Genomic DNA, 15,425 nt, shown 5'->3' with positions numbered 1-15,425 from the left:
CGTGTCGTCCATCACTAAGGGCGAGACCGATGAGCGACCGCGGACCCGCCCCCAAGCCCTGGATCGAAGCGATCCACGCCTATGTCCCCGGCGCGGCCAAGTCGGTCGACGGGCGCGAGCTGGTCAAGCTTTCCGCCAACGAGAACCCTTTGGGATGCAGTCTCGGGGCACTGGCAGCTCTCTCCGCACCGCGCGATCCGGCGCGCTATCCCGACCCGGACGCGCGTGACCTGCGCGAGGGGATCGGAGCTCTCCACGGGATCGACCCGGCGCGGATCGTTTGCGGCACGGGGTCCGGCGAACTGCTGCAATGCGCAGTGCAGGCCTATGCCGGCCAGGGCGACGAGGTGCTTTTCTCCCGCTACTCCTTCTCGTTGTACCCGCTTCTCGCGCACAAGGTCGGCGCGGTGCCGGTCGCCGCTCCCGATCGGAACCTTGGCGCGAGTGCGGACTCACTGCTCGGCGCGGTCACGGACAGAACCCGGGTGGTCCTGCTCGACAATCCGAACAATCCCGTCGGCTCCTGGTTGCCGCGCAGCGAAGTCGAGCGTCTCCACGCCGGGCTTCGCTCCGACATTCTTCTGATCGTTGACCAGGCCTATGCCGAGTATCTTTCCGACGGCGTTGACGACGGCGGGTTCGAACTGGCGGCACGTTCCGCAAACGTCCTGGTGACCCGGACGTTCTCCAAGGCCTACGGGCTGGCCGCCGAACGTGTAGGATGGGCCACCGGCGCACCTGCGGTTATCGACATGCTCAACCGGCTGCGCGGTCCGTTCAACGTCTCGTCGGGGGGGCAGGCCGCTGCGCTTGCCGCACTCGCGGACCAGGACTTCGTGTCCCGATCGCGCCAAGAGAACCGGCGCGAACGCGATCGCTTCGCCGAGGCGGTCGAGGCGCTCGGCAACCATGGCTTGCGGGCGGTGCCGAGCGAGGCGAATTTTCTTTTGACTGTGTTCGAGGGCGAATTGTCCGCGGAGGCCGCGCGCGACGGGCTGGCCGGGGGCGGTTATGCGGTCCGGCATCTGCCCGGTCAGGGGCTGGGCCAGGCGCTGCGGATCACCATCGGCACGCGCGAGCAGATGGACGATATCGCCGCTATCCTTCGCCGCTCGGCCGAAGCGCTATCGGGGAATTGAGGGCGTTGATCGCGTCGAGCACGCGCAACTCCACCGCGCGCCGGTCGAGACCCGGCGGGATCGGCTCGGCGAAACGGTAGGTGATCGTACCCTTGCGTTTCAGCCCGCGGTGATAGAGCGGGCCGCTCTCCACCGCCACCGGGACCACCGGCAGGCCGAGCATCTTGTAGAGCCCGGCGAAACCCGCCTGCAGATGCCGCCGCTCGCCGTGCGGCACTCGGGTTCCTTCGGGAAAGATCACCAGCGGCCTTCCTGCCGCCGTCATCCGCTTGGCCTCGCGGATCATCCCCATCAGCGCCCGCGCGCCGGCATTGCGCTCGACCTTGATCAGCCCGTAGGCCGCGCCGGCATGCGCCCAGCCCCAGATACGGAACAGCTCCTCCTTGGCGAAGACTCCAGGGTGGTCGAAGAGATAAGGCGCGTCGATCGCTTCGAAAAAACTCTCGTGCTTGACCGCGAAGAGCACCGGCTCGGCGGGCTGCACCCCCTCTATCCGGACGCGGCAGCCGAGCAGGTTTACGACACACCAGCGGTGATAACCGCTCCAGGCCTTGACCACGGCCCTGAAACGCCTCTCGCCGAAGGGCAGCATGGCCAGTGCACTCAGCGTGATCGGGATCGATCCGAGGTAGAAGGCGAGATAGAACGCCAGATTGCGAAGCAGCACCATCCTGGCCTCAACCCTGCCCGGGCAGGCCCTGCGATACCACCGCGGCGATCAGCTTGTTGTACTCGAGGAACAGCTGCCCGAGATCGGGGTCGGATGGCACCGCATCCTCGACCAGCGCTATGTGACCGGGAAGGGCATCGCGCATCTCCGACGCGGCACGGCGCATGTGCCAGTCGGTGGTGACGAGGCGCACCCGGCGATAGTCGTTCTCCGCCAGCCACTGCGCCGCCTCGCCCGCATTGCTGCGCGTATCGACTGCCAGCTTGCCCAGCGTCACACAGCAATCCATCTCGCGCGACGTGACGCCGAATTCCTCGGCGAATTCGCCGGGAGTGACTTCGGGATCGACGCCGGAGATGAAAAGCGCCGGAGCCTGGTCCGCGCGCAGCACCTCGAGCCCACGCTGGATGCGGCCTGCACCGCCGGTCGGCACCAAAATGGCGTCGGTCTCCACCTCTCCCAGCGGCTGGGGAAGCGAAACCGCGAAACCAAGGAAGGCCAGCGCGTAGGCCATCAGGAAAAAGGCGAGGAAACGAAGGATCACAACATGCTTCTCAAGCTTGCCATTACCGTCATCCGTGCGGTGAGCAAGGCTATCGCGACCATCGACAGGGGAACGAGAGCGAGCAACAGCCAGTCTCCCGCGTCGAGACCGCCGCGCGCGACCATGCCCGATTCGAGCGCGGCGAACTGGGCGCCGAGGAGCAGGATGGCGATCGCTCCCAATGCCAGGCCGGCGATCCCTCCGATAGCGGCATCCATGAGCACCGATCGCTGGAAAATGCGCGCGATCTGTCCATCGTCGCCGCCGAGCAGATGGACGATCTCGATCGTATGCCGGTTGGCGTTGAGTGCATTGCGCGCGGCGAGCCAGACCGCCGCCGCGCCGGTAAAGATCAGCAGCCCTATCAGGCCGAGCGTCATCCAGCGCAGCGCGGAAACGGTATCGAACACCGGGCTTAGCCAGTCCGCCTGGGCATCGATCCTGGCGTCGGGGGCGACTTGCGATAGCGTCGTGCGCAGGCGCGCGATCGCATCGTCGGAAGCGCTGCCATCGAGCTGGACGTCGATCAGCGCCGGCAGCGGCACGACCTCGTCGTCGAGGCCGGAGCCGAGCCAGGGCTCGACCAGCGCTTCCAGCTCGGCCTCGGGCACTCGCCGGAGGGTCGAAATGCCCTCTTCGCTTTGCAGCGCAGCGACCACCCGTTCCGCCTGAGCAGTGCGCAACCCGGGGTCGGCCTCGACGATCTGGATGGTGACGCCGCCGGCAAGGTCGGCGCGGGCGCGATCGGCGAGATTGTCCAGTGCCAGCCCGCCCCCGGCGGTCAGCACGGTCAGCGCCACCATGATCGCGATGACCCAGGGGATCGGCCCGCCCAGTCGCGTTTTCGGCAGCAAGTGGGAAGCGTGACTGCCGCGGAGCGGCGCGAGCCCGCGATCGATCGCGCGGGCGAGAACGGGCGGTCGGTTCATGCGGCGTTGCCGGCGTTTTCGCGTCGAGGAGGATAGCGCAGTGCCCCGGTCGGATCGGAGAGAGTTCCCTTGTCGATCCGCATGATCAGCGAATCGGGCACCTTGCGCAGCAGATGAACGTCGTGGGTCGCCACCACCACCGTCGTCCCCAACCGATTGAGCGCTTCGAACAGGCGAATGAGCTTGAGCGCCATTTCGGGATCGACGTTCCCGGTGGGTTCGTCCGCCACCAGCAGTTCCGGCCGCCCGATGACCGCGCGGGCAATGGCGACGCGCTGCTGCTCGCCGCCCGACAGCGTTGCCGGGCGCGCTTCGGCGCGATGGGCGAGGCCGACCCAGTCGAGCATGTCGGCGACCGGCTGGTGCAGATCGGCCTCGCGGACGCCGGAGACCCTGAGCGGCAGGGCCACATTGTCGAAAGCGGAAAGATGTTCGACCAGGCGGAAATCCTGGAACACGACCCCGATCCTTCGTCGGAAGGTGGGCAGGCGATCGCGTGGCAGGGTGATGACGTCACTGCCGAACATGCTGATCCCGCCGCGCGATGGCCGCTGAGCGAGATAGAGCAGCTTGAGAAGGGAGGTCTTGCCCGCACCGCTGGCGCCGGTCAGGAAATAGAAGCGTCCGGGGTAGAGGGTGAAGGCGATGTTGCTCAGCACCTCGCTGTCGGTTCCGTAGCGCAGCCCGACATTGTCGAAGCGCACCACGGCCTGGTCGTCGGCGCTCATCCGCTCCGCTCCAGCTCCAGATCGACCGCCTCATGCTGCATGGCCCGGGGCTATAGCGCCGCATGCATGTGGAAAAAAGGCGGCTGTGGAGCATGTCGACAGCGCCCGCGCTTGTCGTGATTCGCCCGCCGCCCTAAGCGGGAGTTTGCCATGATTATCGCCTGTCCCGCCTGCAACACGCGCTACGTCGTCCCCGACAGCGCGATTGGCGCGGAGGGCAGAACGGTGCGTTGCGCCAAATGCAAGCACAGCTGGTTCCAGGACGGCCCGGACATGGCTCTGCCCGAACGGCCGAATGTGGCGCCTGCCTCGCCCCCCTCAACGCCACCGGTGCCGGATCGGGAGACCGAAGGTTACACGCACCGGACGGGCGACGACGATGTTCCTCCGCCTTCACCGGTGTTCGGGGACGGCGCCGGCCGTTCGTCGACCTCCCATTCCGAGGGCGTCGCCGTTCATACCGCGCCGGACGACGATCATGCCCCGGACTTTCGGCCGACCGACCCCCCGCATGTCGATCCCGTCTCCGATCGCGAAGCTCGCCTGGCCGAACCGGATTTTTCCGAAGAGGCGTCCCAGTTCGAATACGCTCCACCGTTTCGGCCGCGCCGAAACTGGAGCAGGATCTGGACCTGGACGGCGGCGCTGTTCGCGGTTCTCGCGCTGGGCACGGTGGCGGCGGTGAACTTCCTCGGTGTGCCGGACTGGGTGCCGATCCAGCGGCCGCTGTTCGCCATGGCCGAACCGGACCTGAAGCTGGAATTTCCGGTCGAGGAGCAGGAACGGCGCACGCTCGCCAACGGCACAGAATTTTTCGGCGCGCGGATCACCGTGACGAACGAGGCGCGCGAAAGCCGCGACGTGCCGCCGATCCTCATCGTCCTGCGCGATGCGCGCGAACGCATCGTCTACAGCTGGGAAGTGATCCCGCCGCAGGCCTCGCTGGCCCCTGGCGAGACCATGACGATCAACGAGGCAATCACCGACGTGCCCAAGGCAGCGGTCTTCGCCGATATCGGCTGGGCCCCGCGCTAGGCCCTTGCGAGCCCAAAAATCCACTGCTAGGGGCGCGCACCTACCGGCGCCGGGGAGCTCCAGACAGCACCCGACGCAAGCGGACTGTGTGCGGTCGTGGCGGAACTGGTAGACGCGCAACGTTGAGGTCGTTGTGGGCGAAAGCCCGTGGAAGTTCGAGTCTTCTCGACCGCACCACACAGTCCTGAGTGATCCGAAAGGATCTGATAGGCCGTGGAACTCCAGCCGGAAACGGCGCAGTTCTGCGGCCTTTTCGCACTCAGCTCGCGGGAGGTGCAGTCAGAGACGAGACGTAACGGGGCAAATTTCGTCCGCAACTCGCCCGCCGTCTCAGGTCGGAAAATTCTGACTGCAGTTGGGAACGTCAGGAGAAGCCCAGCTCGCGCCGCTGGTCGGTCCAGGAAAGCGGAAGCGGGTGGCTCGTCAGTCGCGAGGCCGTGAGTTGCTCAGGCTGCCTGCCCTCGACGATCGCGGTGACGATGTCAGGTGCGAGACAGGAGAGCGCAACCAGCTTGCCGAGCCTTGTGCGGCAGCGGCCATGCTCGTGGGCGAGGCTTGCTAGCGATGACGTGGGATTGGCGAGCACTAGCTGCCTTGCCCGATGTGCCTCGGCGAGCAGCGCGACGAGTTTGCCGTCCCGCCGTACGACCTTCTTTTGTGCATTTCCCGGGCCGGGAATGATCAGGCGTAACTGGTGGCCGCGGCGGATGCGGATCGCCGGTATCGTGACGACCAATGCTTCACCGGAATGGTCTGACGGGTCCAACATCAAACGTCGGGCCAGTTCCTCCCGTTCTAGTGCCACCTCGATCCGGTCCTCATGCAGGCCAACTTGCCCAACCAGGGTGCCGAGCAGCTCCGCCTTCAGGATGATGCTGCCGGTTTGAAGCGTGGCGGCAAGCAGGTTCGCCTTCTCATTCGCCGTCCGCAATTGCGCCGCTTCGATGGTATCGAGCCCTGAAAGCTCAGGCAGTAGCTGCGGGTCGAGCAGCCACTCGGCAATGCTTGAGCAAACGAGTTGCTCGAGGTCATGCGCCGACACGCGCCAAGCCCGCGTGCCGTCGAGCTGATCGGGACGGGTGACCGAGCCGAGCCCGCATACGTTGCCGTCGATCTTCACGTTGTAGGGCGGATCGGTGAACACGAGGTCGGCCCGTCCGCCATCCATCAGCGCCTCGAAGTCGACCGCGCTCCTGGCATCGCCGCACAGCAGACGGTGACGGCCGAGCAGCCAAATGTCGCCTTTCCGCGAGACTGCCGGACCAATTGCGATCTCGACGGCGTCGTCTGCCGCATCGCGGCCGTCGGGGTCAGCTTCTTCCGCCTCGTCGATCACAAAGTCTACCTCGGCCAGGCTGAACCCGGTCAGCTCGACATCGAACTCGAGATCGACCAGCGCCTGCAGCTCGATCGCGAGGATCTCCTTGTCCCACCCCGCATTGAGCGCGAGCTTGTTGTCCGCGAGCACATAGGCCCGGCGCTCGGTCTCGGAGAGATGCGACAGCGCGATCGTCGGTACGGTCTTCCACTTCAGCAGCTTCGCCGCCTCGACCCGGCCATGGCCGGCGATGATCTCGCCGTCATCCGAGATCAGCACCGGGTTGGTAAACCCGAAGCGCTCGATCGACGCGGCGATCTGACTCACCTGCTTCTTCGAATGCGTCCGCGCGTTGCGCGCATACGGACGGAGCGTGGTGATCGCTCGTTCGATGACTTGTGTACCTGACATGGTGCGCCCCTCTGTTTCGAATCGGCTATGCTGCCATCGGCATTATGAACTGAACGCTTGTATTGCACAAGCCCTTGCGCATAATGTCACACCTCTCGATTGAACGGATCTACCCATGACCCTTGCCAGAAGGCTGCGCGAGCTGCGCACCGCCCGGCGCCTCTCGCTTCAGGACGTCGCCAATGCCGTCGGCGTCTCGAAAGCGCACGTCTTCAACCTCGAGAAGGGCATCACGAAGAACCCCTCGATGGATCTCGTGAACAAGTTCGCCGATCTCTATCGTGTCCGGGTGTCCGACCTGGTCGGTGAGAACCCCGATGCCGAAGACCAGCCGGCCGAGGTGGTCGCGATGTTCCGCGACTTCAGGGATCTCAGCGAACCGGACCGCGAGATGATTGGCATGATGATCGAGACGATGAAGAAGAAACGGCGGGAACAGGGCGATTGACCATCGGGCGGATCGATCTCGACGGAGTCGGCTCTGCCTCCGGAATTGCCGACCTCATCCACGAGCTGCTGCCCGACCTGCCGCCGGACTTCTCGATCGAGGTGCTTTGCAAGCGGTTCGGCATCGAGAGCATCGAAGACAAGCCCGTGACCTCATTTGCCGCGATGTTGCTGATGGAACGGGACAAGGCGTTCGGCTCGATCGTCGTTGCCAATGGCACTTCGCCTGGACGACGACGATTCTCGATCGGCCACGAGTTGGGGCATTTCCTCATCCCCAGTCACGAAGGCGATGGACAGGGGTTTTCCTGCTCGCACGCCGATCTACGGCTCGCCGATACCGGCGAGAAGGATCGCCGCAAGAAAATCGAGGCCGAGGCAAATCGCTTCGCCGCCCATTTGCTTATGCCGCCCAAGCGCATTCGCGCCAACCGCACCACACGCCAACCCGATCTTGCCGAGATCTTGCGCCTTGCGCGCCTGTTCAACGTCAGCAAGGCGGCCATGGCGCGCAGCTATGTTGACGCGCTGCGCGATGATCTGGCCGTCCTGTTCCTTTGCAACGGACGGATCGAGCAGGTTCACAAGCCAGCCGACTTCCCGTGGATCGAACCGTCCATTGGCGACCGGGTGCCTTCGGATTCCGTGGCATTCGAACACGGCCTTGCTCCGCGATACCTCTCCGAAATGGAAGAGTGCGAGCCCGAGACCTGGCTCGGCACGAGTGCTGCGCGCAAGGTCGACATCCTGAGCGAGCAGCTGCTCGTCCAGGAGGGCGGGTATGCGATGGTCCTGTTGCACGCAGAGATGATGGATTAGGGACCGATCCGCGACGGTTTCCACCGCGAGCTTCCGGGCAAATCCCGTTCACTGATACGCAGCCGATTTTCGCTGTTCGCGGAAAATAAATTTCCTGTTCGCGTGAATGAAATTCCCTGTTCTGCGCGTAGGGAATTTCGCTTGCGAAATGGCGGAATTCTGCAGTTTTCAAGCGCGCGAGAGCCCAATTTCACCCCCAGAAAATGCAATTTCCCTGTAAATTCCCTGTAAAACAGGGAAATCGGGGTAGAGACCCGTTCGCTCGAGACTGCGTTGCGCACCAAACAGTACCGAAGTGAACCGAGTTTTCACCTACGAGCGAGATCCGCGCCGGAACGGGCGCAGTTCCGCGGGATTCCGACTCACCCAATTCGCCACCTGAGGTCAGGAGACACCGTGGCAGATCTCCAACTGGGCCCGCGATTGCGAGAAGTCTCCGCCACGAAAGAGCTTGCTCCACTCAAGGCGGGCACCGGTTTGGCCGTTGGGGCTCATTCTGTTGATTAGCCCCCGAGCAGTCTTTTTCCCGCTCCCTACAGCCGAGCGGAAGTTCCACTGCAGGCAGCGGCGACCACGCCCGATGCCGAAGTGTATTGTCCGAGAACTTACACCCGTAGCGGAATGGCCATCGTCAAAAGAGCCGCAGCGATAACGATCATCGACACGCCGACAGCATATTTCAGAGCAAAGCGCTGTGCATCGCCGACTTCCACGCCCAGCAGTCCACAGGCCAGATATATCGGTGCGAGGAGCGGGCTGAGTGCGTGGACCGGCTGGCCGAGGAGGGAAGCGCGCGCAATCGCCTCCGCAGGCACGCCATATTCCGCCGCCGTCTGTGCGACCACGGGCACGATTCCGAAATAATAGGCGTCGTTCGACATGAGGAAGGTCAACGGAAGGCTGAGCAGTGCAGTGATAGGTGCTAGATACGCGCCCATCGACGGCGGCACGACCGTCACCAGTGCCTCACCCATCGCGTCCAGCATCCCCGTGGCCTGGACGATCCCCGTGAAGGACCCCGCCGCGAAAATAAGCGCCACGACCATCATCAGGTTCTCCGCATGGGACCCGAGGCGTTCGCGCTGCTGATCGAGCGAGGGGTAGTTCACCGTCACCGCGATGGCGAAACCTCCCATCATCAGCGCCGGTAATGGCGCAATGCCGGTTATCATGCCGACGACCAGCATGACGGTAAGACCCAGGTTGAACCAGAACAGCCTCGGCCGCCGCTCGGGTTGATTGCCGAAGCCGACCTCGACGCCCTGCGTCCTTTCCGGATCGCCCGTCGGATAGTCCAGACGCTTGCGTTCGCTCAGACCGAACCACCACGCCAGACCGAAGGTCGCGGCAAGCCCGACGAGAACCGCGGGGATGAGCGGAAGAAAAATGCCGCTCACCAGATCGACATCGAGCGCCGCTGCGGCACGCGCGGCAGGCCCACCCCAGGGGACGAAGTTCATGAGAGAGTTGGTCAACCCCAGCAGCGTGGCCAGGATGAGGACGTTCATTCCAATGTTGCGATAGACCGGCAGCAGCGCGGTGATCACGATCAGCGCGGTGGTGGTACCATCGCCATCGATCGATACGAGAGCAGCCATGATCGCGGTGCCCATCGCGATCTTCAGCGGATCGGTCCCCACGCGCCCAAGGATCGCCTTCACCAGCGGATCGAACAGCCCCGCATCCATCATGATCCCGAAATAAAGGATCGCGAAGGAAAGCAGCAGCGCGATGGGGGCGACCTGGAGGATACCTTCCAGCATCATGTCGCCGATGCCGGGGCCGGCCCCCGCGACGAGGCCGAAGATGATCGGGACCGCAATCAGCGCGACCACTGCGGATAGCCGCTTGGTCATGATCAGAACCACGAAGGTCAGCACCGTGGCGAACCCAAGCCAGGCCAGCATTATTTTTTCTCCCAATTCGTCGTGGATCGCGCCTCTGCGTGCGCCTGATTGGATGCAATTTAGGCTTTCGCTCCACACAAGCGGAGCCTATCCTCGAACCTATGAAATCGATCGAAGACCGGGCACCTGCGGCCGATATGCCCAGCGCTGAACCTGCCACCACGACTGTGCTCACGCAGGTCCGCGAACTCATCGTGACCGGTACGATCGGCCCGGGCGCGCGGCTCGCGGCCGAAGCGATCGCGAAGGACCTGGGCGTCTCGCGCACGCCCGTACGCAGCGCGCTGGCGGTTCTGACCGCGGAGGGCCTTGTCAGCCACAGCATGAACCGCGGCTACACGGTGCGCGACATCGGCTTTCGCGACATCCTGGACGCGGTCGAGGCGCGCGCGGTGCTCGAAGCGCGCGCCTGCGGGCTTTCGGTGGATTACGGGTGGAGCGACGAGGAGCTTCGCGCGCTCGAGGCGGATGTCGAAGGCGGGCGCGCGATCATTGCCGAAGGCCAATGGTCGGAAGAGATCGAGCACGCCTGGTACGAGGCGAACCGCGGCTTCCACTCGCTGATCGTGCGGGCTTCGCGCAACGCGACGATCCGCAACGCCGTGCGGATGACGCTGATCCATCCGATCTTCGGAGATATTGCGCGGACATCGCCCGCGGTTGCCAAATTCGTCCCCAAACGCCTGCGCGAGATCCCGGCGGAGCCGCCGCAACACATCCTGGATTCGCAGGCCGATCACGAAGCCATCCTTTCGGCGATACGCGACGATGATGCGGTGTTGGCGGAAAAGCTCATGCTCGATCACGTCTTGAAGGGGAAAGCCCGGCTGGCCGCCTGTGCAACCAGAAGATAGGTCATCTTGATCTCTGCATCTCGTTTCGTCAAGATTGCATCCACACTCACCTCCATCCATCTCCTATCCCCATTATCGCCTGCACGTTTTCGGGCAAGGGACGGCATTCCTTGTCCGGAAATCCCCGTAATAGCGCTCATGTCCGACCGGTTCCCGATGAATCCATTGAATTGACAGATTGGATTCATTTCCGCAAACGGGCATCAAGGCGTCCGCAGCGGCGCTGCTGAACCGAGGAGAGGACAATGAAGGCAGCTATGTTTCACCTGTCGCTGGGCAGTGCATTGATCGCGCTCGCATGGGCTGGACAGGCCGGTGCGCAGGATACCGGCGCGATCGAGCAGGGCGACGCGAGTGATGACGGCGACGACCGGGCTGGTCAGGATCTGGAGCGCGAGCTTGCGGGCACGATCATCGTCACCGCGCAGCGGCGCACCGAAAGCTTGCAGGACGTGCCGGTCACGGTGACCGTGTTCGGCGAGGAAGAAATTGCCGAGGCGCGCATCCAGGAGGTCGCCGACGTCGTGACCCGCACACCCGGCCTCAGCTTCGATGCCTTTCCCGCATCCCAGCCGCGCCTCGCAGTGCGCGGTATCGGATCATCGGACAAGGGCGCGGCGGGCGATCCCAGTTCTGCGGTGTTTCTCGACGAAATCTACCTCGGCAGGCCCGCCGCGGTGGCATTCGACGCTTTCGATGTGCAGCGGATCGAGGTGCTCAAGGGCCCCCAGGGCACGCTCTTCGGCCGCAACGTCGTGGGCGGCGCGATCAATGTCATCACCAACCGCCCCGAACCGGGCGTGGCCTCAGCAGCGGCGGAGTTCACCAATGGCAATTACGATCGCCTCGACGGGGCCGGTTTCATAAACCTGCCGTTCGGCGACGGGCGCGGCGCAGTGCGTGCGAGCGCTGCTTACCGTTCGCACGATGGCTACGTCTACAATCCGACCATCGACAGGGATGTCGACACGCAGGACCGTTTCAGTGGCCGCTTCCAGTTCCTCGCTGAGCCCACCGATACGCTCCGATTCCATTTTACCGTGGACGGCACGCGCGATCGCAATTCAGGCCCGGTCACGCGGGTTCTCGAGCTCGACCCCGACGATCCGCTCTCGGCTGCCTACACGGTCAACCAGGATCGCGATGTCGTCTACGGCTCGACCGAGGGCTTTCAGGATCTCGACACGCTCGGTGTCCGCGGCGAGATCGAATGGGATATGCCCTTCGCGACGCTGACCGTTTTGGCCTCCTATCGCGATCTCGACTACGCGAACGGCGGCGATTTCGACGGCGGCGTCGCCGACCCCGCCTCGCCCGCCTTCAATCTCGTCAACATCGGTGGTGGCGAAGCGGAAAGCTCCGAATTCTCGAGCCAGGAAGTCCGCCTGACTTCCTATCCGGGCGGCGCAGTCGACTGGGTTGTCGGGCTGTACCACTACAATCAGCAGGTCGAACGGACGGACACGCTGACGCTCGATTCTATGTTCATTGCACCCATCCCGCTTACCGAGGTCTTCGCGCAGGACGCTTCGCTCGACAGTATCGCGGCCTTCGCCGATGTCACCGTGCAGCTGACCGATCGGTTCAGTGTGCTGGGCGGCGTACGCTATTCGCGCGACGACAAGCTCTACCGGGTCGACAATTTGGACAGCATTACCCCGCTGCGCAGCGAAGAGTTCTTCGATGTCACCGCCAGCGAAGACTTCGACGACGTGACCTGGCGCGCAGGCATCAATTTCGAGCCGAGCGAGGATCACCTGATCTACGCCCTGGTGTCGACCGGCTTCAAGAGTGGCGGATTCCAGGACAACCCGACCAGCGCGATCGCAGCCGCCACGCCTTTCGAGCCCGAAACCGCGACCCAGTACGAACTGGGTCAGAAAAGCAGTTTCGCTGACGGGCGCATCATCTGGAACAACACGCTGTTCTATCTCGACTACACCAACCTGCAGACCGATCAGGTCGATCCGGCGACCGGAGCCAGCACCGTGATCAATGCCGGCGAGGCGACGATCAAGGGCTACGAGACCCAGCTTATCGCCAATCTGTTCAGCGGTTTCAGCCTGTCCGCAGCCTATGCCTACACCGACGCGACCTTCGACGAGTTCATCGAGAACGGCAACGACCTGAGCGGCAACCGCATCTCGCGCACGCCGCGCCACAAGGTTACCGTGTCGCCTTCCTACAGCTACCTGTTTGCGAGCGGGGCCGAACTGAAGGTGGCGGCCGACTATCGTTTCGAAAGCCAGATTTTCGACGACAATGCCAACACGCCGCCGGAAATCCGCGACGAAACGCACTTCCTCGATGCGCGCATCGTGCTCGACAATATCGCGGACCGCTTCTCGATTTCCGTCTGGGGCAAGAACCTGACCAACGAGCTGACCCGGACCTTCCAGGGGACGTTCCTCGGTGCGAACTTCGGGGCTTACAACCCGCCGCGCACCTACGGTGTCACGCTCGGTTTCCGGTATTGATGCGATGCACGGCAGCTCCCGCCATCCGCCGATCGCGGGAGCTGCCTCGAGACACGACAAGAACATACGGCTGATGGAGAAATTGGGGTGAGCACAGAGACAGGAGGCGAGGCCACTCGCCCGACGGACCCGATCAGGATCATCGTGCCCGTCGGGTCTCTCGGTGCCGGAGTTCGCGAGGACGAGGTGGCTTACGGCCTCGCTCGCGGAGCGCAGGCGATCGCATGCGATGCAGGTTCGACCGATAGCGGCGCGGCCTATCTCGCGACCGGCAAATCGAAGAACAATTACGGCGCAGTGAAGCGGGATCTCGAAATTCTGATGAAGGCGCAGGCCGAGGCGGGCATTCCTATCATCGTGGGAACGTCCGGACAGGCGGGCGGCGATATCAATCTGGACTGGACCCGCGATATCGCGATCGAGGTGGCGAAGGAACTGGGCGTCGCGCGGAAGATCGCGCTCATCCGCAGCGAGCAGGACAAGGCAACGATCAAGTCGTTGAACGCGCAAGGGCGGGTAAAGCCGCTCGCACCTTTGGGGCCGCTCGACGACGCGACGGTCGATGCTTGCGATCACATCGTCGCGGCGCTTGGGGTGGAACCCTTCGTCGAGGCGCTGGAACAGGGCGCGGACATCATCCTTGCCGGACGCGCGACCGACACGGCCGTGCTGGCCGCATTTCCCATCTGGAAGGGCGCGCCCTGGGGTGCCTCCTGGCACGCGGGCAAGATCGGAGAGTGCGGGGCCCAGTGCGCCGAAGAGCGCGACGGTTCGGGCGTGCTCCTGTCGATTTCTTCCGATGGCTTCAGCGTCGAACCATTAAGCCCGACCAATCGCTGCACGCCCGACAGCGTTTCCGCGCACATGCTGTACGAAAACAGCAATCCCTTTCGTCTGATCGAGCCCGGCGGCATTCTCGACGTTACCGATGCGCAATACGAACAGGCCGACGAGCGGACCGTGCGGGTGAGCGGTGCGCGGTGGGACGAACAGCCTTACACGATGAAGCTGGAAGGAGCAGGTGGCGGCGCATTCCAGACGATCATGCTTGTCGGAATCGAAGACCCCGATGTGCTGCGGGACATCGACGGGTTTCACGATCGCTTCCTGATGGCGCTCTATCAGCGCACGCAGCAGTCGATTCCTGCCGAGCGCCTGGGCGAATTCCACATCTCGCTGCGTATGTATGGGTGGAACGCGGTATCGGGCAGACGGCCGCCAAAGGGCACCGAACCGCCGCCCGAAATCGGCGTGCTGTTCGTCGCGACCGCGCAGACCCAGGAACTGGCGAACGAGATCGCGCAGGCCTGCAATCCTTATTTCTTCCACTTCCCTGCGGTCATGGACAAGGAATTGCCGAGCTACGGCTTCGCATTCTCACCCGCCGATATCCCGCGTGGGCAGGTGTTCGAATTCAAGCTCAACCACGTGGTCGAAATGAGCGACCCGATGGAGCTCGTCCGTCTGGACTGGGTAGACCTCGGCGCGCTCCAGGCATCTGGTATGGAGGTGGCGCATGGCTAAGGTGAAGGAGGTTTGCCGTCACGTCCGCTCGAAGCAGGCCGGGCCGTTCTGGATCACGATCGATTTCTTCTTCAACGATCGCGAGGCGTTCGACGCGTATTCGGGCAGCCCCTCGCTCGATCCCGACCTGTTCGCACGCCTTTACGGCACCGATCCCGAGCAGGTGAAGCGCTTCCCCGTGCCCGGCCTCGGTGTCCTCAAGGTCTCGTTCCCGCGCGAACAACCGCAGGGTGGGATGATCGAGCGGGACATGCACTCGGGGCAGCAATACGTCCGTCTGCTTGACGAAGAACTGGCTTGAGCAAGAAGAGGTAGCGACAATGGCGACCCAGTTAAAAACTCCAGAAAACGTCCGGTCGCAGGTGTCCGAAGAGGAATGGGCGCCGCGTGTCGACCTGGCCGCCGCCTTCCGGTATTTTCTCGAACGTGCCTTGAAAACTCAGGTCCAAAAGCTCGCGGCGGGGCGCGACAATCTCCACACGCCGCCTGCAGGAGTGGACCAGAAGGTCGCCGAGCAGACCGCGCCTCAGACGATCGGCATGGCGAGCCGCGCGCTTGCCTGGCCTGCGCTGCTGCGCAAGCTCGACCGCATCGACGACAGCTTTCGCCGGTAGGTCGGGTCG

15 protein-coding genes and 1 tRNA gene are annotated in these 15,425 nt (G+C 63.9%); 10 read left to right on the top strand and 6 right to left on the bottom strand.

Going from position 1 to position 15,425, the window contains the following annotated elements; all coding sequences use genetic code 11:
* Positions 1-29 precede the first annotated feature (29 nt).
* Positions 30-1,139: a pyridoxal phosphate-dependent aminotransferase gene (locus ACGHN1_RS09730; protein WP_390550747.1), complete on the top strand. Its 1,110-nt coding sequence runs from the start codon at positions 30-32 to the stop codon at positions 1,137-1,139.
* Here ACGHN1_RS09730 and ACGHN1_RS09725 read toward each other — a convergent pair.
* Genes ACGHN1_RS09725 through ftsE form a run of 4 tightly spaced genes read right to left on the bottom strand, consistent with a single transcriptional unit; the run spans position 1,099 to position 4,010 of the window.
* The gene (locus ACGHN1_RS09725; RefSeq protein ID WP_390550746.1) at positions 1,099-1,809 is read right to left on the bottom strand and encodes a lysophospholipid acyltransferase family protein; all 711 of its coding nucleotides are present in this window, start codon (positions 1,807-1,809) and stop codon (positions 1,099-1,101) included. The two genes, ACGHN1_RS09730 and ACGHN1_RS09725, sit on opposite strands and share 41 nt — an antisense overlap.
* 7 nt (positions 1,810-1,816) lie before the next feature.
* Positions 1,817-2,353, bottom strand: a complete 537-nt coding sequence (locus ACGHN1_RS09720) for a YdcF family protein (RefSeq protein WP_390550745.1) — start codon at positions 2,351-2,353, stop codon at positions 1,817-1,819.
* Complete coding sequence (locus ACGHN1_RS09715; protein WP_390550744.1) at positions 2,350-3,282, bottom strand: cell division protein FtsX; 933 nt, start codon at positions 3,280-3,282, stop codon at positions 2,350-2,352. Before ACGHN1_RS09715 ends, ACGHN1_RS09720 begins: the two co-directional genes overlap by 4 nt.
* Positions 3,279-4,010 carry a cell division ATP-binding protein FtsE gene (gene ftsE / locus ACGHN1_RS09710; protein WP_390550743.1) on the bottom strand — a complete coding sequence of 244 codons (732 nt, stop codon included), beginning with the start codon at positions 4,008-4,010 and terminating at the stop codon, positions 3,279-3,281. Before ftsE ends, ACGHN1_RS09715 begins: the two co-directional genes overlap by 4 nt.
* A 150-nt stretch (positions 4,011-4,160) precedes the next feature.
* On the opposite strand from ftsE, the gene ACGHN1_RS09705 reads away from it, so the two are divergent.
* Positions 4,161-5,045, top strand: a complete 885-nt coding sequence (locus tag ACGHN1_RS09705) for a zinc-ribbon domain-containing protein (RefSeq protein ID WP_390550742.1) — start codon at positions 4,161-4,163, stop codon at positions 5,043-5,045.
* Between the two features lie 90 nt (positions 5,046-5,135).
* Positions 5,136-5,222, top strand: a tRNA-Leu gene (locus ACGHN1_RS09700).
* Between the two features lie 187 nt (positions 5,223-5,409).
* On the opposite strand, the gene ACGHN1_RS09695 is transcribed toward ACGHN1_RS09700, so the two are convergent.
* Positions 5,410-6,774, bottom strand: a complete 1,365-nt coding sequence (locus ACGHN1_RS09695) for a ParB N-terminal domain-containing protein (protein WP_390550740.1) — start codon at positions 6,772-6,774, stop codon at positions 5,410-5,412.
* 115 nt (positions 6,775-6,889) lie between these two features.
* On the opposite strand from ACGHN1_RS09695, the gene ACGHN1_RS09690 reads away from it, so the two are divergent.
* Entirely contained in the window at positions 6,890-7,222 is a 333-nt protein-coding gene (locus ACGHN1_RS09690) for a helix-turn-helix domain-containing protein (protein WP_390550738.1), read from the top strand.
* Complete coding sequence (locus ACGHN1_RS09685) at positions 7,219-8,040, top strand: ImmA/IrrE family metallo-endopeptidase (protein WP_390550736.1); 822 nt, start codon at positions 7,219-7,221, stop codon at positions 8,038-8,040. The genes ACGHN1_RS09690 and ACGHN1_RS09685 overlap by 4 nt, the downstream gene beginning before the upstream one ends.
* 605 nt (positions 8,041-8,645) lie before the next feature.
* Here the strand turns inward: ACGHN1_RS09685 and ACGHN1_RS09680 are convergent.
* Complete coding sequence (locus tag ACGHN1_RS09680) at positions 8,646-9,947, bottom strand: CitMHS family transporter (protein WP_390550734.1); 1,302 nt, start codon at positions 9,945-9,947, stop codon at positions 8,646-8,648.
* A gap of 101 nt (positions 9,948-10,048) precedes the next feature.
* Between ACGHN1_RS09680 and ACGHN1_RS09675 the strand changes: the two genes are divergently transcribed.
* The 5 genes from ACGHN1_RS09675 (at position 10,049) to ACGHN1_RS09655 (ending at position 15,416) form a co-directional block, all read left to right on the top strand.
* Entirely contained in the window at positions 10,049-10,801 is a 753-nt protein-coding gene (locus tag ACGHN1_RS09675; protein WP_390550732.1) for a GntR family transcriptional regulator, read from the top strand.
* A 245-nt stretch (positions 10,802-11,046) separates the two neighbouring features.
* Complete coding sequence (locus ACGHN1_RS09670; RefSeq protein WP_390550730.1) at positions 11,047-13,278, top strand: TonB-dependent receptor; 2,232 nt, start codon at positions 11,047-11,049, stop codon at positions 13,276-13,278.
* 87 nt (positions 13,279-13,365) lie between these two features.
* The gene (locus ACGHN1_RS09665; RefSeq protein ID WP_390550728.1) at positions 13,366-14,802 is read left to right on the top strand and encodes an acyclic terpene utilization AtuA family protein; all 1,437 of its coding nucleotides are present in this window, start codon (positions 13,366-13,368) and stop codon (positions 14,800-14,802) included.
* Entirely contained in the window at positions 14,795-15,103 is a 309-nt protein-coding gene (locus ACGHN1_RS09660) for a DUF4387 domain-containing protein (RefSeq protein ID WP_390550726.1), read from the top strand. The genes ACGHN1_RS09665 and ACGHN1_RS09660 overlap by 8 nt, the downstream gene beginning before the upstream one ends.
* 130 nt (positions 15,104-15,233) lie before the next feature.
* Complete coding sequence (locus tag ACGHN1_RS09655; RefSeq protein ID WP_390550724.1) at positions 15,234-15,416, top strand: hypothetical protein; 183 nt, start codon at positions 15,234-15,236, stop codon at positions 15,414-15,416.
* Positions 15,417-15,425 lie beyond the last annotated feature (9 nt).

This window comes from Qipengyuania sp. MTN3-11, from assembly GCF_042851825.1.
Taxonomy (GTDB): Bacteria; Pseudomonadota; Alphaproteobacteria; order Sphingomonadales; family Sphingomonadaceae; genus Qipengyuania.
Note: the sequence above shows the minus strand (reverse complement) of the source record. Positions and strands in the feature narration are given on the sequence as shown.